We start from the raw sequence: 21,701 nt of genomic DNA, 5'->3' as shown, positions 1-21,701 counted from the left end.
TACCGATGTCCTTTCCTCTGCTGACAGCGACGGCCGCGCTCCCGGCGATCGGGGCGGTCGCCACGGCCGCCGTCCCGGCCGCCCGGCGCAACGCGGCCAAGTCGCTGGCCCTGCTCGTCTCGCTCGGCACACTCGCCCTGGCGATCGCCGTCCTGGTCCGCTTCGACCCGGACGGCGACCGCTACCAGCTCACCGAGTCCCACGCCTGGATCAAGGACTTCGGGGTCAGGTACGAACTGGGCGTCGACGGCATCGCGGTGGCGCTCATCGCGCTCACCGCCCTGCTGATCCCGTTCATCATCCTGGCGGGCTGGCACGACGCCGACCCGCTGGAGACCGGGAACAAGCGCTGGCGGCCGACGCAGGGCTTCTTCGCCCTGATCCTGGCCGTCGAGGCGATGGTGATCATCTCCTTCGAGGCCACCGACGTCTTCCTCTTCTACATCTTCTTCGAAGCCATGCTCATCCCGATGTACTTCCTCATCGGCGGCTTCGGCGACCGCGCCCACGAGCACGGTGAGGAGACGGCGTCCACGCAACGGTCGTACGCGGCCGTGAAGTTCCTGCTCTACAACCTGGTCGGCGGTCTGATCATGCTGGCCGCGGTGATCGGCCTCTATGTGGTCGCCGGGAACTTCAGCCTCCAGGAGATCGCCGAGGCGCGGGCCAACGGCACGCTCGACATGGCGACGAACACCGAACGCTGGCTGTTCCTCGGCTTCTTCTTCGCGTTCGCGGTGAAGGCGCCACTGTGGCCGCTGCACACCTGGCTGCCCAACGCCATGCAGGAGTCCACCGCCCCCGTCGCCGTTCTCATCACGGCGGTCGTCGACAAGGTCGGCACCTTCGCGATGCTCCGCTTCTGCCTCCAGCTGTTCCCGGAGGCCAGTAAGTGGGCGACGCCCGTGATCCTCGTCCTGGCGCTGATCAGCATCGTCTACGGCGCGCTGCTCGCCGTCGGCCAGAGGGACATCAAGAGGCTGGTGGCGTACGCGTCGATCTCGCACTTCGGGTTCATCGTCCTGGGCATCTTCGCGATGACCAGCCAGGGCCAGTCCGGTGCGACGCTCTACATGGTCAACCACGGCATCTCGACCGCCGCCCTGATGCTGGTGGCCGGCTTCCTGATCTCCCGGCGCGGCTCGCGGCTCATCGCCGACTACGGCGGCGTGCAGAAGGTCGCCCCGGTGCTGGCCGGCACCTTCCTGATCGGCAGCCTCGCGACCCTGTCGCTGCCCGGACTCGCGCCGTTCGTCAGCGAGTTCCTCGTCCTGGTCGGCACGTTCGCCCGCTATCCGGCGGTCGGCATCATCGCTACCTTCGGCATCGTGCTCGCCGCGCTCTACACCCTCGTCCTGTACCAGCGGACGATGACGGGCCCGGTGAAACCCGAGGTCTCCAAGATGCCGGACCTGCGCCCGCGTGAGCTGGCGGTCGTCGCCCCGCTGATCGTGCTGCTGATCTTCCTGGGCGTCTACCCGAAGCCCGTCACGGACATCGTCGACCCAGCGGTCAAACAGACCCTGTCAGACGTACACAAGAAAGACCCCAAGCCCGAGGTGGAGGCGGCCAAGTGAGCGCAACAGCCGTCCACAGCCTGTGGACAACGGCGGCCGAGCCGATCGCCAAGATCGACGCGCCGAAGATCGAATACGGGCAGCTGTCGCCCACCCTGATCGTCGTGGGCGCGGCGATCGTCGGGATCCTCGTCGAGGCTTTCGTGCCGCGCAAACACCGCTACTACGCCCAGGTGTTCGTCTCCGTCGTGGCCCTCGCCGCCGCGTTCGCCGCGGTGGTCGCCCTCGCGGCCGACGGATACGGCACCACCAAGGCGCGCATCGCGGCGATGGGCGCGATCGCGGTCGACGGACCCGCCCTGTTCCTGCAGGGCACCATCCTGCTGGCCGCCCTGGTCGGTCTGTTCACCTTCGCCGAACGCCGCCTCGACCCCGAGGCGCACGGCAACCGGGTCGACTCCTTCGCCGCCCAGGCCGCCTCCGTGCCCGGCAGCGACAGCGAGAAAGCCGCGGTCAAGGCCGGTTTCGCCACCACAGAGGTCTTCCCGCTGCTGCTGTTCGCGGTCGCCGGCATGCTGGTCTTCCCGGCGGCCAACGACCTGCTGACCCTCTTCATCGCCCTGGAAGTCTTCTCGCTCCCGCTGTACCTCCTGTGCGCCCTGGCCCGCCGCAAGCGGCTCATGTCGCAGGAGGCCGCGGTCAAGTACTTCCTGCTCGGCGCGTTCGCCTCCGCGTTCACCCTGTTCGGCATCGCCCTGCTGTACGGCTACGCGGGCTCGGTGTCGTACGGGACGATCGCACGGGTCGTCGACGGCACCGTCCAGAACGTCGACCCTGCCCTCGCCGACACCATGGGCAACGACGCGCTGCTGCTCATCGGCACCGCGATGATCGTCATGGGGCTGCTCTTCAAGGTCGGCGCCGTGCCCTTCCACATGTGGACGCCGGACGTCTACCAGGGCGCCCCGACGCCGGTCACCGGCTTCATGGCGGCGGCGACCAAGGTGGCCGCGTTCGGCGCGCTGCTGCGCATCCTGTACGTCGTCCTGCCCGGCCTGCGCTGGGACTGGCGGCCGGTCATGTGGGCCGTCGCGATCGTCACCATGCTGGGCGGCGCGATCGTCGCGATCACCCAGACCGACATCAAGCGGCTGCTGGCGTACTCGTCCATCGCGCACGCCGGTTTCATCCTCGCGGGTGTCATCGCGACCACCCCCGACGGTGTCTCCTCCGTCCTGTTCTACCTGGCCGCGTACTCCTTCGTGACGATCGGCGCCTTCGCCGTGGTCACGCTGGTGCGCGACGCCGGTGGCGAGGCGACCCACCTGTCCAAGTGGGCGGGGCTCGGCCGCCGCTCGCCACTGGTGGCGGCCGTGTTCGCGGTGTTCCTGCTCGCCTTCGCCGGCATCCCGCTGACCAGTGGGTTCGCCGGGAAGTTCGCCGTGTTCAAGGCGGCGGCGGAGGGCGGCGCGGCGCCGCTGGTCGTGGTCGGTGTGATCTCGTCGGCGATCGCCGCGTTCTTCTACATCCGTGTGATCGTGCTCATGTTCTTCAGCGAGCCGAAGCCCGACGGCCCGACCGTCGCCGTCCCGTCGCCGCTGACGATGGCGGCGATCGGCGTGGGCGTCGCGGTCACTCTGGTACTCGGCGTGGCACCGCAGTACTTCCTGGACCTGGCCAACCAGGCAGGAGTGTTCGTGCGCTGACCTGTGGTGCGCCTGCGCGACGGGCCCGGTCCCCTCCGGTTTTTCGGGGGACCGGGCCCGCAGCCGTGTTCGAGTGACGGGTGTTGCACACAGGGCGACTCGATCCAGCCTGTGGATAACTCCGGCGCTGTCAGTCCGGACCCCTATCGTGGGGGCAGTGGTCGAGGGACGACGTACGGGGGACGAGACGATGGGTGGGACGGGCGGTATCGGCGAGATGACAGGGATCACCGGGACACCGGGGCGGACCGACAGCGAGGCGCTGGCCACGCTGCACCGGATCTTCGGCTACGACGCCTTCCGCGGCGAGCAGGAAGAGGTCATCGAACACGTGGTGGCCGGCGGGGACGCGGTCGTCCTCATGCCGACCGGCGGCGGCAAGTCCCTCTGCTACCAGATCCCGGCCCTGGTCAGACCGGGTACGGGCGTCGTCGTCTCTCCCCTCATCGCCCTGATGCAGGACCAGGTGGACGCTCTGCGGGCGCTCGGCGTGCGCGCCGGGTTCATGAACTCCACGCAGGACTTCGACGAGCGGCGCGTGGTCGAGGCGGAGTTCCTCTCGGGCGAGCTGGACCTGCTGTACCTGGCGCCGGAGCGGCTGCGCCTGGACTCCTCGCTGGAGCTGCTCTCCCGCGGCAAGATCTCCGTCTTCGCGATCGACGAGGCGCACTGCGTGTCCCAGTGGGGCCACGACTTCCGCCCCGACTACCTCGCCCTCTCCCTGCTCGGCGAGCGCTGGCCGGACGTCCCGCGGATCGCGCTCACGGCGACCGCCACACACGCGACGCACCAGGAGATCACCCAGCGCCTGAACATGCCGGCCGCCCGGCACTTCGTGGCGAGCTTCGACCGGCCCAACATCCAGTACCGGGTCGTGCCCAAGGCCGACCCCAAGAAGCAGCTCCTCGCCTTCCTGAGGGAGGAGCACGCGGGTGACGCGGGCATCGTGTACTGCCTCTCGCGCAACTCCGTCGAGAAGACCGCCGAGTTCCTCGCCGGCAACGGCATCGCGGCAGTGCCGTACCACGCGGGCCTGGACTCCGGCACCCGCGCGGCGCACCAGTCCCGGTTCCTGCGCGAGGAGGGCCTGGTCGTGTGCGCGACCATCGCCTTCGGCATGGGCATCGACAAGCCCGACGTCCGCTTCGTCGCCCACCTCGACCTGCCCAAGTCGATCGAGGGCTACTACCAGGAGACCGGCCGCGCGGGCCGTGACGGACTGCCGTCGACGGCCTGGATGGCGTACGGCCTCAACGACGTCATACAGCAGCGCAAGCTGATCCAGTCCGGAGAGGGCGACGAGGCCTTCCGGCGCCGGGCCGGCGCCCATCTGGACTCGATGCTGGCGCTGTGCGAGACCGCCCAGTGCCGCCGCGGACAGCTCCTCAACTACTTCGGCCAGGAGCCCGACCTGACGGGCTGCGGCAACTGCGACACCTGCCTCACGCCGCCGGAGACGTGGGACGGCACGGTCGCCGCCCAGAAGGTGCTGTCGACGGTGGTGCGGCTGCAGCGGGAGCGGGGGCAGAAGTTCGGCGCGGTGCAGATCGTCGACATCCTGTTGGGCAAGCGGACCGGCAAGGTCATCCAGTTCGACCACGACCAGCTGTCCGTGTTCGGCATCGGTCAGGACCTCGTCGAGGGCGAATGGCGCGGCGTCGTCCGGCAGTTGCTCGCCCAGGGGCTGCTCGCGGTCGAGGGGGAGTACGGCACGCTGGTGCTGACCGAGGCCAGCGGGGAGGTTCTGCGGCGGGAGCGCGAGGTGCCCCTGCGCAAGGAACCGAAGAAGCCGGCGACCTCCAAGGCGTCGGGCTCGTCGTCCGCCGGTTCCTCCGGCAAGGGCAAGGCCAAGGCGGCCGTCGCCGAGCTGCCCGAGGAACTGCTCCCCGCCTTCGAGGCGCTGCGTGCCTGGCGCGCCGAACAGGCCCGCGAGCAGGGCGTCCCGGCGTATGTCATCTTCCACGACGCCACGCTTCGGGAGATCGTCACGGCCTGGCCGACGTCGGTGCGAGGGCTCGGCGGCATCAACGGTGTCGGCGAGAAGAAGCTCGCGACGTACGGGGAGGGTGTCGTCGCGGTGCTGGCCTCGCTGGAGGGCGGGGCGCCCGGCTCCGCTCCGGCGGCCTCCGAGGCAACGGGCGGAGGCGGGGTGCCCGGCTCCGCTCCGGCGGCCTCCGAGGCAACGGGCGGCGACGACCACTGGCCCGAGATGGACGCGGAACCGGAGCCGGACGACTGGATATGAGAGCCGGGGGACTCCCGCCTACAGGGCCCGGGTCGCGTACGCCCTGACGTCCGCGTCCGAGTCCGATGTGACCGTGGCGAGGGCCGCGCGGGCCTCCTCGGTGCGGCGGTGCCGGGTCAGGGCCAGGACGGCGGCCTTGCGCACATCGGCGTTCGGGTCCGCGAGGACCTTGGCCAGGGCGGGCACGGCTCCATCGGGCGCGGCGGAGGACAGTGCCGTCGCGGCTCCGGACCGCACCTGCCAGGCCGGGTCGGCCAGTGCGGCCACGGCGCGGGCGGCGAGCGGGGCCGGGCAGCCGGTGGTGCCCAGCGCGGCGTAGGCGGCACCGCGGACCAGGGCGTCCGCGTCCTCGGTGAGCCGGTCCAGGGTGCCGGTGAGCAGATCGTGGCCCGCCGGTGGGAGGGCCGTGGCGTCGACACCGGCCAGAGCCTTGGCCACGGCGACACGGACCTCGCGGGAGGCGTCGTCGGCGGCCCGCGCCAGGGGGGCCGCCGCGTCGACCGACACGAGCGCGCGCACGGCCTCGATGCGGACGGCGATGTCGGGGTCGTCCAGCGAGGCGGCGAACAGCTCGGCGTCGCCGAGCCGCAACGCGCGCAGCACGTCTAGGGCGGTGGCACGGACCACCGGGTCGGGCGAGTCGAGCGCACCGGCGAGGGCGTCGCGCAGGGCCGGCTCGGCGGGGAGTGTCTCGACCAGCTCGCGCAGTGACGCGGAGGCGGTGGCGCGGACCTCGCCGTCGGCGTCGCCGAGGGCACCGGCCAGCGCCTGCCCGGTGCCGGGCGGCACGGTTTCAGTGAGCACGGAGACGGCCGTCCGGCGTACGGCGGGGTCGAGGTCGGTCAAGTAGGGGTCGAGGGCGGCCAGTTCTGGTTCCTCCTCGGCCAGGGCCAGCAGTTCGAGGAGCCGGGGCGAGGCCGCCCCCCGGGGGCCGCCGCGGTCCGCGGAGTCGGCGGAGTCGGCGTCGCGCGCGGATGTCGGGCCCGCGGCCACCGGTGCCGCGTCCCGCGACCCGGCCGTGGCCACGGCCTCGGGGTGGACCTCGCCGAGCTGCCGGGAGGGGCCGCCCACGGGCGTGAACTCGTCGACCGGAACCAGATAGGGAGCCACGGGACGTGCCGTGAACTCCATCGCACCGGAGGGGGACTTGTGCAGATCGAGGTGGTGGAACCAGGACGCGTCGTCGCGACTGGGGTGGTCGAGGCGGTCGTGGTAGAGCCCCCAGCGGGACTCCGTGCGGGCCAGGGAGGCGCGAGCGGCCATCTCCGCGCAGTCACGGATGAAGGTGACCTCGGCGCACCGCATCAGCTCGTGCGGGGTGCGGGCGCCCATCTCCGCGATGTCCTCGCGCATCCGGTCGAACGCCTCAAGGGCCAGCGACAGCCGCGCGCCCGACTTCGGCGGGGCCACGTAGTCGTTCACGAAGCGGCGCAGCTTGTACTCGACCTGGGTCTGCGGCGGGCCGTCCGGGTTGCGCAGCGGGCGGTACACCAGCTCGTGCGCCTCCCGGAGCTGGTCGGCCGGCAACTCCCCTTCGTACGGCGTGTACCGGGCCGCGTCGGCGCCAGCCAGCTCGCCGAAGACGAAGGCGCCGATCATGTAGTTGTGCGGGACGCACGCCAGGTCACCGGCGGCGTACAGCCCGGGGACGGTCGTACGGGCGTGGTCGTCGACCCGTACGCCCGAGGCGGAGTGGCCGCCGCACAGGCCGATCTCCGAGATGTGCATCTCGATGTCATGAGTGCGGTAGTCGTGGCCGCGGCCGGAGTGGAAGGTGCCGCGGGTGGGCCGCTCGGTGGAGTGCAGGATCGACTCCAGGGCGGAGATCGACTCCTCCGGAAGGTGGCTCAGCTTCAGGTAGACGGGGCCGCGGTCGCTCGCCACCTCCGCCGCGAACTCGGCCATCATCTGGCCCGACCAGTAGTCGGAGTCGACGAAGCGCTCACCGTGCCGGTTGACCTGGTAGCCGCCGAAGGGGTTGGCGACATAGGCGCAGGCGGGGCCGTTGTAGTCCTTGATCAGCGGGTTGATCTGGAAGCACTCGATGCCGGTGAGTTCGGCGCCCGCGTGGTACGCCATCGCGTAGCCGTCGCCCGCGTTCGTCGGGTTCTCGTACGTGCCGTACAGGTAGCCGGAGGCAGGCAGGCCGAGGCGTCCGCAGGCACCGGTCGCGAGGATCACGGCACCCGCGCGCACGGTGACGAACGCGCCGGTGCGCGTGTTGAAGCCGACCGCCCCCACGGCCCGCCCCTCCACGGTGAGCACCCGCACCGGCATCACCCGGTTCTCGATGCGGATCCTCTCTCGCATCTCGCGCCGCCGCAGCTGCCGGTACAGCACCTTCTTGACGTCCTTGCCCTCCGGCATCGGCAGCACATAGGAGCCGGAGCGGTGCACCTGGCGGACCGCGTACTCGCCGTGCTCGTCCTTCTCGAACTTCACGCCGTACGACTCCAGCCGCTGCACCATGGCGAAGCCACGGGTCGCGGTCTGGCGGACGGTGGACTGGTCGACGATGCCGTCGTTGGCGCGGGTGATCTCGGCGACGTAGTCGTCGGGCTCGGCGCGGCCCGGGATCACCGCGTTGTTGACGCCGTCCATGCCCATGGCGAGCGCCCCGGAGTGGCGGACGTGGGCCTTCTCCAGGAGCAGCACGTTCGCGCCGTGCTCGGCGGCGGTCAGGGCCGCGATGGTGCCGGCGGTGCCGCCGCCGACGACGAGGACGTCGCAGGAGATCTCCTCCGCCTCGCTGAGGGCGGGAATCTGCAGGAGGGTGTCCACCGGGATGCCTTTCACGTTCCGAGCGAGGTGAGGACGTCGCGCCGCAGCGCCACGCGCGCGGGAGCGTCGTGCGCCGTACGGTCCCGCGGGCGCGGCACGTCCCGTACGGCGAGGAGGCGGCCGGTGCCGAGGAGGGCCACACGGTCGCCGAGGAACAGGGCCTCGTCCACGTCGTGGGTGACGAAGACGACGGTCGCGCCCGTGCCCTGCAACACCTCCACCAGCAGGTCCTGCATGCCGGCGCGGGTCTGGGCGTCGAGCGCGCCGAACGGCTCGTCCATGAGGACGGCGCGCGGCGACCCGGCCAGCGCGCGGGCCAGTTGCGCGCGCTGGCGCTGGCCGCCGGATACGCGGTGCGGCAGTTGGCGCGCGTGCTCGGCGAGTCCGACCCGGGCCAGCCACGACTCGGCCTGGGCCCGGCGTTCCGAGCGGGGCAGCCGGCGGATGGCCAGGGGAAGTTCGACGTTCGCGCGCAGGGTGCGCCAGGGCAGGAGGGCGTCCTCCTGGAAGACCAGGGCGCGGTCGGCGCCGGGGCCGGTCAGCGGGCGGGCGTCCTGGGCGACCTCGCCGGCCAGGGGCGGCAGCAGCCCGGCGAGGGTGCGCAGCAGGGTCGACTTGCCGCAGCCCGAAGGGCCGACCACGGTGAGGATCTCACCGGGCGCGATCTCGAGGTCGACGCCGTCCAGGACGGGCGCGCCGGGGCGGCCGAGGATCACGCCGCGCAGGGTGAGTCCCGCTCCGGCGCGGGAGCCGGTGTGGCTGTCGGCGGAACGGACGTCAGACGAGCTGGTCATGGGGTACGCCCTCCTCGGTCCTGGGCCCGGCCGGTACGGGAGTGGTGGCGCCGGGTGCGCGCCGCGCGGGCCGTGCGCCGGGGACGTACGACGTGCCTGGGAGCCAGTGGGTGAGGCGGCGGCCGAGGAGTTCCACGGCTGTGGAGGTGGCCCAGCCGAGCACGCCGATCGTGACCATGCCGACGAAAACGCCGGGGTAGTCGACGACCGTGTAGTCCTGCCAGGTGCGGTAGCCCACGCCGTACTGGCCGGAGATCATCTCGGCGGAGATCACACAGATCCACGACACACCGATGCCGACCGACAGACCGCCGAAGATGCCGGGCAGCGCGCCCGGCAGGACGACCGAGGCGAGGATCCGCCACCGGCCGCCGCCCATGGTGCGCACCGCCTCCTCCCACACCGGTGTGAGGGCGCGGACCGCGTGCCGGGTGGAGACCAGGACGGGGAAGAAGGCGGCGGTGCAGGTGATGAAGACGATGCCCTGTTCGTTGGAGGGGAAGAGGAGGATCGCGACGGGCACGAGGGCGATGGCGGGGATGGGCCGGACCACTTCGAGGAGCGGGCCGAGCAGGTCCTCGGCGAGCCGCGAGCGCGCCACGAGCACGCCGGTGGCGATGCCGAGGACGGCGGCCAGCAGAAACCCGGTGAGGATACGGGTGAGGCTGTCGGTGAGGTCCGTCCAGTAGTCGTCGCCGGAGAGCCGGTCGGCGAAGCCGCGGGCGACATCGGCGACGGTCGGGAACTGCGAGAACCGCAGCCACAGGTCGATGTTCCGGCTGGTCAGCAACTGCCACAGACCGAGGGCGGCGGCGAGCGAGGCCAGCCGGAGCGCATACCGGCCCGCGCGCGGAGCGTTCCGGCTCACGACGCCCGCTCCAGCGCCTCGGCGTACGGGACGACGCGGGCGCCGCCGTGGGTACCGACGTACGCCTGCGCGGTCTCCGGCGCGACGAACGGCAGCAGGTCCTTGCCGTCGGCCACCCAGACCGCCTTGTCGGCGAACCAGAGGGTGCCGGTGGTGGCGTCGGGGACGTAGGCGGCGCGGATGCCGTCCTTGTGCTGCGCGACGTAGGCGAGCAGTTCGGCGGGGGTCTCGAAGGTACGGGTCTTCTCGGCGTCCTTGGGCCACACCTCGCTCGCGGCCGGCGCGGGCGTTGCGGTGAGCTGCTTGGCGTACGACGAGCCGAGCGCCTTCTTCACGTACTGGTCGTCGACGAAGGCGTCCACGTCGACGTCGCCGGTGAGCTTCGCCGCCTTCAGGACGGACACGTCCTTCTTGAGGGCGTCGACGAGCTGCGGTTTGACGGCCGGGTCGAAGGTGGAGATGCCGTGGGCGCCGTTGTAGAGGTAGACGACCTCGGCGGGCAGACCGGTGGCCGAGGCGACCTTCTCGGCGGCGGTCACGGGGTGGTCGTCGAGGTAGGCCGTGGCCTCTGCCTGGGCCTTCAGGAACGCCTCCAGCACGGCGGGGCGCTTCTTCGCGAAGTCCTCGCGGGCGGTGACGCCGTGGAAGGTCGGCAGGTCCAGCTCGGCGCCGTCGTACAGGGCCTTCGCCTTGCCCTGGAAGACGAGGAGGCCAGGCCAGGCGACGAACTGCGAGAGCGCGTCCGCACTGCCCGCGGAGAGGGCCGACGCGCCCACCGCCGGCTGCTGGTTGAGCTTCTCGACGCCCTTGTCCGGGTCGATTCCGGCTTGCTGCAGGGCCCGTACGAGGGTGCCGTCGGCGGCGGAGCCGATGCTCGTGGACACCTTCTTGCCCTTGAGGTCCGTGAGGGAGGTGAGCTTGGAGTCCGGCGCGGTGACGATGGTGTTGAGGCCGCCGCGAAGGTTGTAGCCGGTGACCGAGACCAGGTGGGTGGGTTTGCCGAGCTGTTTGCCGCGGGCCGCGTTGATGAGGAGCGGGAAGTCGCCCATCGAGCCGATGTCGATCTTTCCGGCGGTCATCTGCGCGGTGATGGGGGCGCCGGTGGCGTAGTCCTGCCAGTCGACCTTGTAGGTGTGGCCGTCGTGCAGGGCGTTGAGCTGCTTCTCGAAGTAGCCGAGGGAGCGCAGCAGGGTGCCGGCGGTGACCGTGTTGATGGTCTTGGACTGGTAGCCGACGGTCACGGTGACCGTGGAGCCGTCGCCCGCCTGGGCACTGCCCCCGCAGGCCGTCAGGGGAAGCAGCGAAAGGAGCAGCAGGGTGGCGGCAACTGGTTTGTGTTTCATGGGAGTTCGGGACCTCTCACCGGAGCAGATAGGGCATGTTGACCGTGACGGCTCCGGTGGGACAGCGGGCCGCGCACGGGCCGCAGTACCAGCACTCGTCGACGTGCATGTAGGCCTTGCCGCTGCTGGTGTCGATGGCGAGGGAGTCCAGCGGGCACATGTCCACACAGAGCGTGCAGCCGTCGATGCACTTCGACTCGTCGATGGTCACGGGCACGTCGGCCCGCTGGGGCGCCAGGGTCATGGCTGTCTCCAGAAAAGTCCCGAGAAATTCTGCGAAATCCGGCTCGTTCGTGAACCGATGAGGCCCTGCGGAACGATGAAGGGGTGAGGGCGCGGAGAAGAGCGGAAGGGACAGAAGGGGGTGTGTCAGAGGGCGCGGTGCAGCAGGCCGCTCATGGTGATGCGGTCGCCGCGGAAGCGGATGAACTCCAGGTCGACCGGTCGGCCGTCGGCGAGGTGGGTGAGCCGTTCCAGCATCAGGACGGCGGCGCCGCGCGGGGCCTCCAGTACGGCGGCGGAGTTGGCGTCGGCGTTCACCGCCTCCAGGGTGATCTCGGCCTGACCGAGACGCTGGCCGGTGATCGCCTCCAGGAGCCGGAAGACGTCGGTGTTCTCCAGGTCGGCGCCGAGCAGGGCGGTGCCGAGGTCGAGCGGGATGTAGGTGAGGTCGAGGGAGAGGGGGAGTCCGTTGAGCCGACGTAGACGTTCGATATAGAGGACGTCGGCGCCCGGGGTCACCCGGAGTCTGTCGGCGACCGGGGCAGGTGCGGCGACGGGGCCCATGGTGCGGACCTCGTTGGTGACGCGGCCGTGTTCGCGCAGCGTCTCCGCGAGTCCCATCAGCCGGTCCAGGCCGTGCGGGAACTTCTGGGCGACGACCACGGTGCCGACGCCGGGCAGGCGTTCCACCAGGCCTTCGGCGCGCAGCAGGTCGAGAGCCTGCCGCACGGTGTTGCGGGAGGCCCGGTATTCGGTGGCGAGGGTCGACTCGTGGGGGAACGCGCCGTCCGGGAAGCCGTCGGTCAGCAACTGGCGGCGGAGCAGGTCGGCGAGCTGCCGGGCCCGGTCGGCGCGCAGCCGGCGGCGCGCACGGTGGGCGGCGACGGTGGTCGCGCCTTGTCCGGCGTGGTCGCGGATGCGGTCGGTGGGCGGCATGGTCGGACCATACCTATCCGGTAGGGATAGTGGTGTTGCGGAAGTGTTGCGCCAGCTTCCGGTGCGTCAGGTAGCTCGATGACCTGCGCTTTCTCTGCGCGGGAGGCAAGATCTTCCACCTCCCGCGCACAGCTCCTTACCTTCCGCCTTGCTCTGCCGCCTTGCTCTGCCGTCTGCCGTCTGCCGTCTGCCGTCTGCCGTCTGCCGTCCGCCGGGCCGGCCCTACGTCAGTGCGGTCAGTCCCGGGGCGAAGGTGATCAGCAGGGGCAGCAGGGGGACGAGCGTGGCCAGGGTCGTCGTCATCGCCCGGTGCCTGCGGAGCAGACGCGGAGGCGGCTGGAGGAGACGGTCGACCCGCTCGCCCAGGAGGCGGTGGCTGGAGGCGCAGGACAGGACGCCCCGGTGCTGGTTCAGCTCGATCAGGGCCAGGGCGGTGGTCAGGTGGCCGCAGCGACGGGACGCGGTGTCGTCGGCCGCGAGTTCGACCAGGCGATGGGTCTGGTCGCAGAAATGGGAGAAGAGCGGAATGCGGGGGAATCCGGTGGCAAGAGCGGTCGAGAGGTGGAGCAGCCAGTCGTGGTGGGCGCGGGCATGGCCACGTTCATGGGTCAGGACGGCGTCCAGCTGGTGGGCGGTGAGGCGGTGCAGGGCGCCGGTCGTGACGATCAGCTGGGGCGGGTTGCCCGGCATCCACCAGGCGTCGGGGTACTCGTCCTCCAGGACGAGCAGGGGACCCCTTGCGGAGGGCAGGCCCGCCGGCAGGTCCGGGGCGCGTTCCCGCAGGTGGGCGCGGGTCTGGCCGCGCCGCCTGCGTGCCTCGACGAGTTCGCGGGCCAGCATCGCGGTGGTCCAGGCCGCGCCGCAGGCCAGCAGCAGGGTGAGGGCGGCGGCCCAGGGCGGGACGCCGGACAGGTCGTACGCCTCGGTCACCTCGGCCGGAGCGGGGGCGAAGACCTGGGCACGCACGGTGTGGAAGACGGCGGCGGCCCCGAGCACCAGCGCCGTCAGACAGCACAGCAGGACCGTGGCGACCAGGCACTGCCACACCCACAGCGCGACCACCGGCTCCCGCTCGGGCCAGTCGGCCCGGGTCAGCGCACGCGGGACCGGCACGGCGGCGGTCAGGGCGACGACGCTCAGCAGGAGCAGGCAGACGGTCATGCCATGGGCTCCGGATCCTGGTCGGAGAAGGCGGACGAGGGGCGGGGCCGTGCTTCGGGCGCGCGGGCGCGGGATGCGGCGAGTGCCCGTACCGGCCCGGTTGGGCGAGCTCTTGCGGGTCGGTGCGGCGGTGCGGGTGGGTGTGCTGTTGCGGTGGGGCGGAGGGCCCCGTGAGAGGACCGTGCCCGTCGCCAGTATGACGGCGGCGACCGCCGGAGTCAGCCCACCGGAACCGGCCGCATCCCTTGCCTTACCCGGTGATGATCCGTCCGCGCACCTAGTCTCACCCGGGCATGATCCGTCCGTGCACCTTGTAGCCCGCGGTCATGATCCGTCCGTGCACCTAGTCTCACCCGGTCATGGTCCGTCCGCGCCCCTTGTCGCCGGTCATGATCCACCCGCGCACCTAGTCTCACCCCGTCACGATCCGGCCGCTCACCTCGCCGAGGCCCACGCGCAGGCCGTCGGGGCCCGGGGCCCAGGCCGAGAGGGTCACGATGTCGCCGTCCTCCAGGAACGTGCGTTTGCCGTCGGGGAGTTCGAGGGGGTCGCGGCCGTTCCAGGTCAGTTCCAGGAGGGAGCCGCGCTGGTGGTCGGCCGGGCCGCTCACCGTGCCGGAGCCGTACAGGTCGCCTGTGCGCAGGGAGGCGCCGTTGACCGTGAGGTGGGCGAGCTGCTGGGCCGCGGTCCAGTACATGGTGGAGAAGGGTGGCTCGGAGACGACGTGGCCGTTGAGGGCGACGGAGATCCGCAGGTCGTAGCCGGCGGGCTCGGAGGCGGTGTCGTCCAGGTAGGGCAGCAACGGGTCGGTGCGCTCCGGCGGCGCCACCCGGGCCTCCTCCAGTGCCTCCAGCGGGGTGATCCAGGCCGACACCGACGTGGCGAAGGACTTGGCGAGGAACGGACCGAGGGGGACGTACTCCCAGGACTGGATGTCACGGGCCGACCAGTCGTTGAGCAGGCACAGTCCGAATACGTGTTCACGGAAGTCGGCCAGTGCGACGGGACTGCCCTGCCGGGAGGGCACGCCCACCACGAAGCCGACCTCGGCCTCGATGTCCAGCCGCACGGACGGGCCGAAGACGGGCACCGGGTCGGCGGGTGCCTTGCGCTGGCCCGAGGGGCGGACGACGTCCGTGCCGGATACGACGACCGTGCCGGCGCGGCCGTGGTAGCCGATCGGCAGGTGCTTCCAGTTCGGCAGCAGAGCATCCCCGCCGCCGGGGCGGAAGATCGCGCCCGCGTTCCGGGCGTGGTGCTCGGAGGAGTAGAAGTCGACGTAGTCGGCGACCTCGAAGGGGAGGTGCAGGGTCACCTCGGCGAGCGGGTGCAGGAGCGGTTCGAGGGCGGCTCGGTGGGCGGGGTCGGTCACCGCCTCCATCAGGGTGCGCCGCACCTCGGACCAGGTCGTGCGGCCCGCCGCCAGCAGCGGATTGAGGGTCGGCCGCGAGAGCAGAGGGGCGTGCGGCGAGCCGATCGCGCGGGCCGCCGCACTCGCGTCCAGGACGTGGTCGCCGAGCCGGACGCCCACGGTCCGCTCCCCGGACCCGGTGCGGGAGTAGACGCCGTACGGAAGGTTGTGCGGTCCGAAGGGGTCGCCCTCGGGGAGGTCGAAGGGGGGCATTGGGTAGTGCCTCGCTTTCGTTCGGGAACCGCCGCACACGTTACGGCCGATCACGCGGCAGGCGTAAGCGCACGGTGGCCGGGCCACCGCTCTCCGCATCCGTTCGCCTACTGGAAGTTGTCCACAAGAAGGCGTGCAATCTTGACGGAGCGGTGCGAAAGGGGACACTCTTGGCGGGTCCTGGAGCGCCTCGGGGAGGGGGCGGTCCCGCGGCACATCTGGGGGGCTCATGGCCATAGGGGAGGCCGGCCTCGGGTCGGCGCGGCGTGGAGCACGGCCGAAACGGCTGGAAGCGACCATGCGCGGCAGGCTCGGCCGGGAATGCTTGTACGTGCCGTCGTGCAGAATCGGGCTGTATGTGGCGTTGCGCCACTGGTGCCCGCCCGGCGGCCGGGTGCTGATGTCGCCGGTCAACGACGACGTGATCTTCTTCGTGGTGCTGGCGGCCGGACTGCGTCCGGTGCAGGCGCCGTTGAACCCGTTCGACGCGTCGATCGACGTGGACGCCGTGCCCGACGAGGTGTGGGGCTCGCTGTCCGCGGTGCTCACGACGAATCTGTACGGCAACCCGGACGACGCGCCGAGACTGCGGCAGAAGTGCGACGCGCTGGGCATCCCCTTGTTCGAGGACGGGGCCCATGCGATCGGCAGCGAGGTGGGTGGCCGGCCGGTCGGCGGCTGGGGGGACGCCTCCGTCTTCAGCCTGTCCAAGCACGTCGGTGCCAAGGCCGGGGGATTCCTGTCCTTCGCCGACCCGGGGCTGCGCGAGGCACTGGAGAAGACCTGCGAGGATCTGCTGCTGCCCGGCCGGCGTAAGGCGGAACTCGCCTATGCGGTCCGGCCGTACGCGGAGGCGATCGTGCGGGGACTGGGGTTGCGGCGGGCCGCCTGGGCGACGATGCGGCTGCTCGGGCTGATGGAGCGCGAGGACATCCGGATGCCGTTGCGGCCGGACGAGCTGGGTCGGGCGGCGGGGGCGGCGCCGGACCTCACCGCGTACGACTCGTGGGTGCGGGTCGACATGCACGACTACCGGCTGCGGTCCGGTCCGCTGCGCCTCGCGCGCATCGGGCGCAAGCTGGACCGGCTGGACGGGGTGCTGGCCGCCTGCCGGGCGGGCACGGAACTGCTGCTGTCGACACCGTGGGCGAGGCCGCACAGCGCCATGGGTCCGGTCCGGGCCCAACCCCTCTTCCGGGTCCCGCTGTTCGTCGCAGACCGGGACGCAGCGCGGGCGGCGCTCGCACGGCGGGGGATCGTCGTGGGGTACCTGTACGACCCGCCGCTGGACGACTACGCGGGGGCCGGGTTCACCGACCCCTCGCCCGATCCGGCGGGGGCCCGCTGGTTCGCACGGCATGCCCTGCCGGTGGATCCGCTGCGTGCCAGGCAGGTGGTGGAGGCGCTGGACGAGTCCAAGGCGCGGCCGGCCGAGATACCGGGAGGGCCGGTAACGAACCGTGGCTGAGACGCAGGCCGAGATCCACCCGCCCGAGCGGCCGGCGCCGCCCGCCGGGAAGGACACGGACGAGCCGGAGCCGGCGGGCACCGACCGAGGTTCCGACTCCCTGTTCAGGAACGCCTACTTCCTGATGCTCAGCACCGGCGTCTCCGCCGTGCTGGGCCTGGGCTTCTGGCTGGTGGCGGCCCGCTACTACTCGGAGGAGGCCGTCGGCCAGGGGTCGGCCGCGATCGCCGCGATGCGGCTGCTCGCCAGCATCACGGCGACGACGATGATCGGCGCGGTGGTCCGGTTCGTGCCCCGCGCGGGACGGGCGACCGGGTCGCTGGTGCGGCGGGCGTACGCGGCGAGTTCGGTGGTCGTCCTGATCGCCTCCGCCGTCTTCCTGCTGTCGCTGGACCTGTGGGGGGCGTCGTACGCGCCACTGGGGACGCCCGCCGCGGGGGCGGCGTTCGTCGTGGCGTGTGTGGCGTGGGCGCTGCTCACCCTGCAGGACGGCGTGCTGACCGGGCTGCGCAGGTCAGGCTGGGTGCCGGTCGGCAACGCGGTGTTCTCCGTAGGCAAGCTCATCCTGCTGGCGCTCTTCGCGACCACGCTGCCGGTGCTGGGCATCTTCGTGTCCTGGGCCGTGGCGATCGCCTTCTCGACACTGCCGCTCGGCTGGCTCATCTTCCGCAGGTTGATCCCGCGCCAGGCCGCCGCCGACCGGGACCTGGAGCCGCCCCGGCTGCGGGAGATGGGCCGCTTCCTCGCCGGGGACTCGCTGGGCGCGCTGTTCAGCCTGGCCATGATCAACCTGCTGCCGGTGATGGTCGCGGTGCGCTTCAGCGCGGCGGAGAACGGCTACTTCTATGTGGCCTACACCGTGGGCGGCACGATGGAGTTCATGGCCATCAACATGGCCTCCTCCCTCACCGCCCACGCCTCGCACGACCCGCGGCACCTCGCCGACGGGGTGCGCGGGGCGCTGCGCCGGATGACGGTGCTCCTGGTGCCGGTGGTGCTGGTGCTGGTGCTGTTCGCCCCGCAGATCCTGCTGCCGTTCAGCCCGGACTACGCCGAGCACGGCACCACCGTGCTGCGGCTGCTGGCCGCTGGGGCGCTGCCCCGGGTCGTGGTCGAGATGTACATCGGGGTGCTGCGGGTGCAGGGCCGTACCGGGGTGCTCGCCGCGCTGCAGGGTGCCATGTGCACGTTGGTGCTGGGCAGCGCGGCCCTGCTCTTCGGGTCGACCGGCATCGCGGGCGCGGGCTGGGCGGTGCTGCTGAGCATGACGCTGATCGCCGTCGTCTCCGTGGTGGGGCTGCGGGCCGCGCTGCGCGGAAAGGACCGGGTGCTGCCCGTCGACCGAGTCCCGGACGCGGCCGAGGCCCACGCGGCGACTCCCGCTCTCGACACCCGCCGGGCCCGGCTCAACGCCACCGCCGGCTACTACGGCACGAGCTGGGCGGCGCGCCGCGCGGAGCACGAGCACCCGGCGTCCGACGAGGACACCGTCGCGCTGTTCATAGGGCGTCCCGGCTACGAGCGCGAGGCACTGGAGGCGGACACCCTGGCCGTGATCGTGCGGCCCCACCGACAGCACGGGCAAGGGACCCCGGCCCCGGAGGCCACACGAACGGCCGCGGAGCCCACCCGGCCGACCGGGCCCCTGGGGCTGATCGGGCCCGCGCTGCCGACCGGCCCGGTGGGGCTGACCAGGCAGGCGTTGACGGCTGAACCGACGTTGCCGACCGGGCCCGTAGGGCCGGCTGCGCGGACGACCGGGCCGCCGGCCGAATCCGTCCCGGCGTACGAGGAGACCGGGATCTGGTCCGAGCGGTGGCAGCGGTGGTTGCGGGGCGGGCTGTGGGGCCTGGTCGGCGTGGCCGCGATGGTCCTCGGGTGGGGGCTGCGCGACCTGCCGTGGCCGGGCGGCCGGCTTCCCGGCTCGCTCGCCGGGCCGCTCAGCGGGCAGGAGATGCTCGCCCAACTGCCCGGACCCGCGGTCGCAGCCGGGGCCGCACTGCTGGTGCTGTTCGTCGCCACGGTGACGCTGGGCATACGGCACGACGTGTGGCTGCCAGGGACCGCGCTCGGACTCATCACCCTTTCGATGTATTCCGTGCCGGTCGCGTTCGGACGGGAACCAACCCCGCTCGGCGGGACGTTCTATGCGCATACGGCCGATTTCTTCGCGGAAACGCTGGGGCTGCCCGGGCCCGAGCCGTTGCTGCGCTGGGTACCGCCCGTCTGTCAGGTGCTGTGTCTCGTGGCGCTGTGGCGGCTGCTCGCCCGGATGGGCGGCCGGCTGCCGTGGGAGGCGCGCTGGGGGGTCGTCTTCCTCGTCGCCATGGGGGGCTGGGCGGGGCGCGAGACGCTCGCTCCGGTCGCGCTGCCTCTGATGTTGCTGCTGTTCCTGCTCGTCCTGCTTCTGTCGCTCCACCGCGAAGAGCCACCGGCGGAGCCCGGCCGCGATCCGCTCCGGTCACCCGTGTCTGCAGAGTCTTCCGAACCGTCCGTGACACGCGTGACCGCCGGATCCGGCGCCCCACCCAGCGACTGACCAAGCGATTGACCAAGGGACCGACCAAGCCTCGGAGCCGAACCGCAGGGGGGAACCTGTCGTGCGTCCGCCAACCACTCCACGAAGGAGATCCGAACCGGATCCCGTGCCGGGTCCGAGCCCGGGGACCGACACGACCCTCGCGCTCGGCACGGCGCGCGCCTCCGGTGAGGCAGCCGCGTCCGCGCCCGGGCCGGGCCGGGCCACCACGGTCACCCAGGAGTCGCACGGCTCGGTGGGGGCCGAGTCCGTGACCGACCTCTCCGACCTGCCGCCCGCGCGCCCCTGGCGCGAGTCCGGGCTGTGGCCGGCCGTCGCGCTGCTCGGCGCGCTCGCCCTGTGGGGCTACGCCGTGACCCACACCGACGTCTCCCACCTGGACGACTTCGGCTTGGTCAGCGCGGTGCACCCGACGTTCTGGGCCGGGCTCGCGCTGCTCACCTGCGGCTTCTGGATCACGCTGCGCGGCCCGCACCGCCACCCCGGCTGGGCGCCCGCGTATGTGCTCGGGCTGCTGGTGATGGAGCGGGCCACCCAGGCCGTGGTGTACCCGACGCCGCTGTACGCGTGGGCGTGGAAGCACGACGCGGTCATCGACCACCTGCTGACCGCGGGGCACCTGCAGAACGCGGACGTCCTCGGCGACATGGCCGTCTACGACCAGTGGCCGGGCTTCTTCGCCGCGCAGGCCACGCTGGTACGGCTGTTCGGGGTGGACTCGGCCGCGCAGTTCATGGCCTGGTGGCCGCTGGTCTCCAGCCTGATGCTGCTGCTCCCGCTGCTGCTGATCTACCGCACCTTCACCGAGGACCGGCGGCTGATCTGGCTCTCGGTCTGGCTCTTCTGCATCGCCAACTGGGTCGGCCAGGACTACTTCTCGCCCCAGTCGGTCGCCTTCGCCCTGCACCTCGGCGTGCTCGCCGTCGTGCTGCGCCGGTACGCGGGCCGCGGACCGGCCGGCACCCAGCGGCAGGCGGTGTGGACGGTCCTGCTCACCCTGCTGGTGGTGGCCATCGTCATCACCCACCAGCTCACCCCCGGCATGCTCGTGGTGTCCCTGGCCGTCCTGTTCTTCGTCCGCCGCTACCGCGACAAGGTCCCGCTGTTCACCACCCTGGTGGTCTTCCTGGCCTGGTGCCTCACGGCCGCGCTGCCCTTCCTGTCCGCCACCATGCCCGACATGCTCCGCTCCATCGGCGACGTCGGGGCCAACGTAGAGACCGGTTACGGCGCCACCCCCACCGGTGCCGGAGCGGTGACGGCGTCCTGGGCGGCCCGGCTGCTGTCCGGCTCGGTGCTGCTGCTCGCCGCCGTCGGCGTGCTGCGCCGGCCCGTGCTGCGCCACCGCGCCCAGCCTCTGCTGCTACTCGCCCTGGCCCCGCTACCGATGTTCGTGGCGAGCAGCTACGGCAGCGAGATGATCTTCCGGGTACTGATGTTCATGCTGCCCGGCGCCGCCTTCTTCGCCGCGGCGGCCCTGCTGCCCCAGGTGCGCACCCTGACGGCCGTCGAGACACAGGGCGTCCGGCCGGAGCCCCGCCGGTTCGTGTGGCTGCCGTTGCTCGCCCTGCTCGCCGGGACACTCGCGTTCGTGCCGAGCTACTCCGGCAAGGACCGCCTCAGCTACTTCCCACCAGCCGAGGTCGCCCTCGTCCAGCAGGTCTTCGACAAGGCGCCGGACGACTCCCTGGTCGTCGCCGCCGACCGCAACTACCCGCTCGCGTACGACGACTACTGGCGGGTGGACCACTACTGGTTCCTCGACGACGGCAAGACACACGTCGACCTCATCGTGAAGAGCCCGGCGGCCACCCTGGCGAGCGACATGTCGTCCGTGGAGTCGCCCGGCCGGGCCTATGTGCTGTTCACCCGGGGCCAGTTCGCCGACTCCGAGATGAACGGGCTGCTCACCAAAGCCCAGTTGGACCGCATAGAGGGATCGGTCGCGGCGTCCCCGCTGTTCGAGCGGGTCGCGGAGAACAGCGCGGGGTCCGCCTACGTGCTCAAGGAACCGAAGGAGGCAGGCCGATGACCCCGCAGGAACTCATGGTGCGGATGCTGCCGCCGTTCGGCGGCTGGCTGGCCCTGACCGCGCTCGCGCTGCCCGAGGGCTCCGCGCTGCGGATCGCGGCGATGACCGTCTTCGTCGCGGCCGGGCCGGGCGCGGCCCTGGTCAGAATCTGCGGGCCCGCGCTCGGCGCGCGCCCCGCCGAGGGGCCCGTCGAGCGCCGGGACCCGGCCTTCGAACGCCACTCCGACCTGCTGGAGCGGCTGATGCTGATCGTCTTCCTGAGCGTGGCGATCATCCTGCTCGTCGCGACGGTGTTCATCGCCACGCACGCCTTCAGCGCGCAGCGCGTTCTGCTGACACTGACGCTGCTGACCACGGTCGCCGCGTTCTGCCCGCGGCTGCGCGCCTCCCCGCAAAGGACTGGGAAGGGTATGGCCACGTGAGGTTGCTCCACCCCTTTCGCCATGGGAAACACGCACTTCGCAA

Annotated in this window: 15 protein-coding genes; 7 read left to right on the top strand and 8 right to left on the bottom strand. The window is 71.7% G+C overall.

The genetic code is table 11. From position 1 onward, the window contains the following. Positions 1 to 5: 5 nt before the first annotated feature. The 3 genes from ACFPIH_RS30230 to recQ all read left to right on the top strand — a co-directional run bounded on the left by ACFPIH_RS30230 (position 6) and on the right by recQ (position 5,468). Positions 6 to 1,577: an NADH-quinone oxidoreductase subunit M gene (locus tag ACFPIH_RS30230; RefSeq protein ID WP_381179033.1), complete on the top strand. Its 1,572-nt coding sequence runs from the start codon at positions 6 to 8 to the stop codon at positions 1,575 to 1,577. Then, positions 1,574 to 3,223, top strand: coding sequence for an NADH-quinone oxidoreductase subunit NuoN (gene nuoN / locus ACFPIH_RS30225; protein WP_381179030.1), 1,650 nt, complete (start codon positions 1,574 to 1,576; stop codon positions 3,221 to 3,223). Before ACFPIH_RS30230 ends, nuoN begins: the two co-directional genes overlap by 4 nt. A gap of 190 nt (positions 3,224 to 3,413) precedes the next feature. Beyond that, positions 3,414 to 5,468: a DNA helicase RecQ gene (recQ, locus tag ACFPIH_RS30220; protein WP_381179430.1), complete on the top strand. Its 2,055-nt coding sequence runs from the start codon at positions 3,414 to 3,416 to the stop codon at positions 5,466 to 5,468. 18 nt (positions 5,469 to 5,486) lie between these two features. On the opposite strand, the gene ACFPIH_RS30215 is transcribed toward recQ, so the two are convergent. The 8 genes from ACFPIH_RS30215 to fahA form a co-directional block, all read right to left on the bottom strand. Further along, on the bottom strand, positions 5,487 to 8,264 hold the full coding sequence (locus ACFPIH_RS30215; protein ID WP_381179027.1) for a fumarate reductase/succinate dehydrogenase flavoprotein subunit: 2,778 nt from the start codon (positions 8,262 to 8,264) through the stop codon (positions 5,487 to 5,489). Next, positions 8,261 to 9,043, bottom strand: coding sequence for an ABC transporter ATP-binding protein (locus ACFPIH_RS30210; protein WP_381179025.1), 783 nt, complete (start codon positions 9,041 to 9,043; stop codon positions 8,261 to 8,263). Before ACFPIH_RS30210 ends, ACFPIH_RS30215 begins: the two co-directional genes overlap by 4 nt. Continuing rightward, the gene (locus ACFPIH_RS30205) at positions 9,027 to 9,911 is read right to left on the bottom strand and encodes an ABC transporter permease (RefSeq protein ID WP_381179022.1); all 885 of its coding nucleotides are present in this window, start codon (positions 9,909 to 9,911) and stop codon (positions 9,027 to 9,029) included. Before ACFPIH_RS30205 ends, ACFPIH_RS30210 begins: the two co-directional genes overlap by 17 nt. Then, positions 9,908 to 11,254, bottom strand: a complete 1,347-nt coding sequence (locus ACFPIH_RS30200; protein ID WP_381179019.1) for an ABC transporter substrate-binding protein — start codon at positions 11,252 to 11,254, stop codon at positions 9,908 to 9,910. Before ACFPIH_RS30200 ends, ACFPIH_RS30205 begins: the two co-directional genes overlap by 4 nt. Positions 11,255 to 11,270: 16 nt before the next feature. Continuing rightward, positions 11,271 to 11,498: a 4Fe-4S dicluster domain-containing protein gene (locus ACFPIH_RS30195; RefSeq protein ID WP_381179016.1), complete on the bottom strand. Its 228-nt coding sequence runs from the start codon at positions 11,496 to 11,498 to the stop codon at positions 11,271 to 11,273. Positions 11,499 to 11,623: 125 nt separating this feature from the next. Beyond that, complete coding sequence (locus ACFPIH_RS30190) at positions 11,624 to 12,412, bottom strand: GntR family transcriptional regulator (RefSeq protein WP_381179013.1); 789 nt, start codon at positions 12,410 to 12,412, stop codon at positions 11,624 to 11,626. A 222-nt stretch (positions 12,413 to 12,634) separates the two neighbouring features. Continuing rightward, positions 12,635 to 13,573, bottom strand: a complete 939-nt coding sequence (locus tag ACFPIH_RS30185) for a M56 family metallopeptidase (protein ID WP_381179010.1) — start codon at positions 13,571 to 13,573, stop codon at positions 12,635 to 12,637. A 412-nt stretch (positions 13,574 to 13,985) separates the two neighbouring features. Next, entirely contained in the window at positions 13,986 to 15,197 is a 1,212-nt protein-coding gene (gene fahA / locus ACFPIH_RS30180; protein ID WP_381179007.1) for a fumarylacetoacetase, read from the bottom strand. Positions 15,198 to 15,426: 229 nt separating this feature from the next. On the opposite strand from fahA, the gene ACFPIH_RS30175 reads away from it, so the two are divergent. The 4 genes from ACFPIH_RS30175 to ACFPIH_RS30160 all read left to right on the top strand — a co-directional run bounded on the left by ACFPIH_RS30175 (position 15,427) and on the right by ACFPIH_RS30160 (position 21,658). Continuing rightward, a complete protein-coding gene (locus tag ACFPIH_RS30175; protein WP_381179004.1) occupies positions 15,427 to 16,665 on the top strand; it encodes a DegT/DnrJ/EryC1/StrS family aminotransferase in 1,239 nt (412 codons plus the stop codon). After that, entirely contained in the window at positions 16,658 to 19,204 is a 2,547-nt protein-coding gene (locus ACFPIH_RS30170; RefSeq protein ID WP_381179001.1) for an oligosaccharide flippase family protein, read from the top strand. Before ACFPIH_RS30175 ends, ACFPIH_RS30170 begins: the two co-directional genes overlap by 8 nt. A 250-nt stretch (positions 19,205 to 19,454) precedes the next feature. Then, positions 19,455 to 21,236, top strand: a complete 1,782-nt coding sequence (locus ACFPIH_RS30165; RefSeq protein ID WP_381179427.1) for a glycosyltransferase — start codon at positions 19,455 to 19,457, stop codon at positions 21,234 to 21,236. Further along, entirely contained in the window at positions 21,233 to 21,658 is a 426-nt protein-coding gene (locus ACFPIH_RS30160) for a hypothetical protein (protein ID WP_381178998.1), read from the top strand. The genes ACFPIH_RS30165 and ACFPIH_RS30160 overlap by 4 nt, the downstream gene beginning before the upstream one ends. Positions 21,659 to 21,701 lie beyond the last annotated feature (43 nt).

This window comes from Streptomyces vulcanius (assembly GCF_042653945.1).
GTDB lineage: Bacteria > Actinomycetota > Actinomycetes > Streptomycetales > Streptomycetaceae > Streptomyces > Streptomyces mangrovi.
Note: the sequence above shows the minus strand (reverse complement) of the source record. Positions and strands in the feature narration are given on the sequence as shown.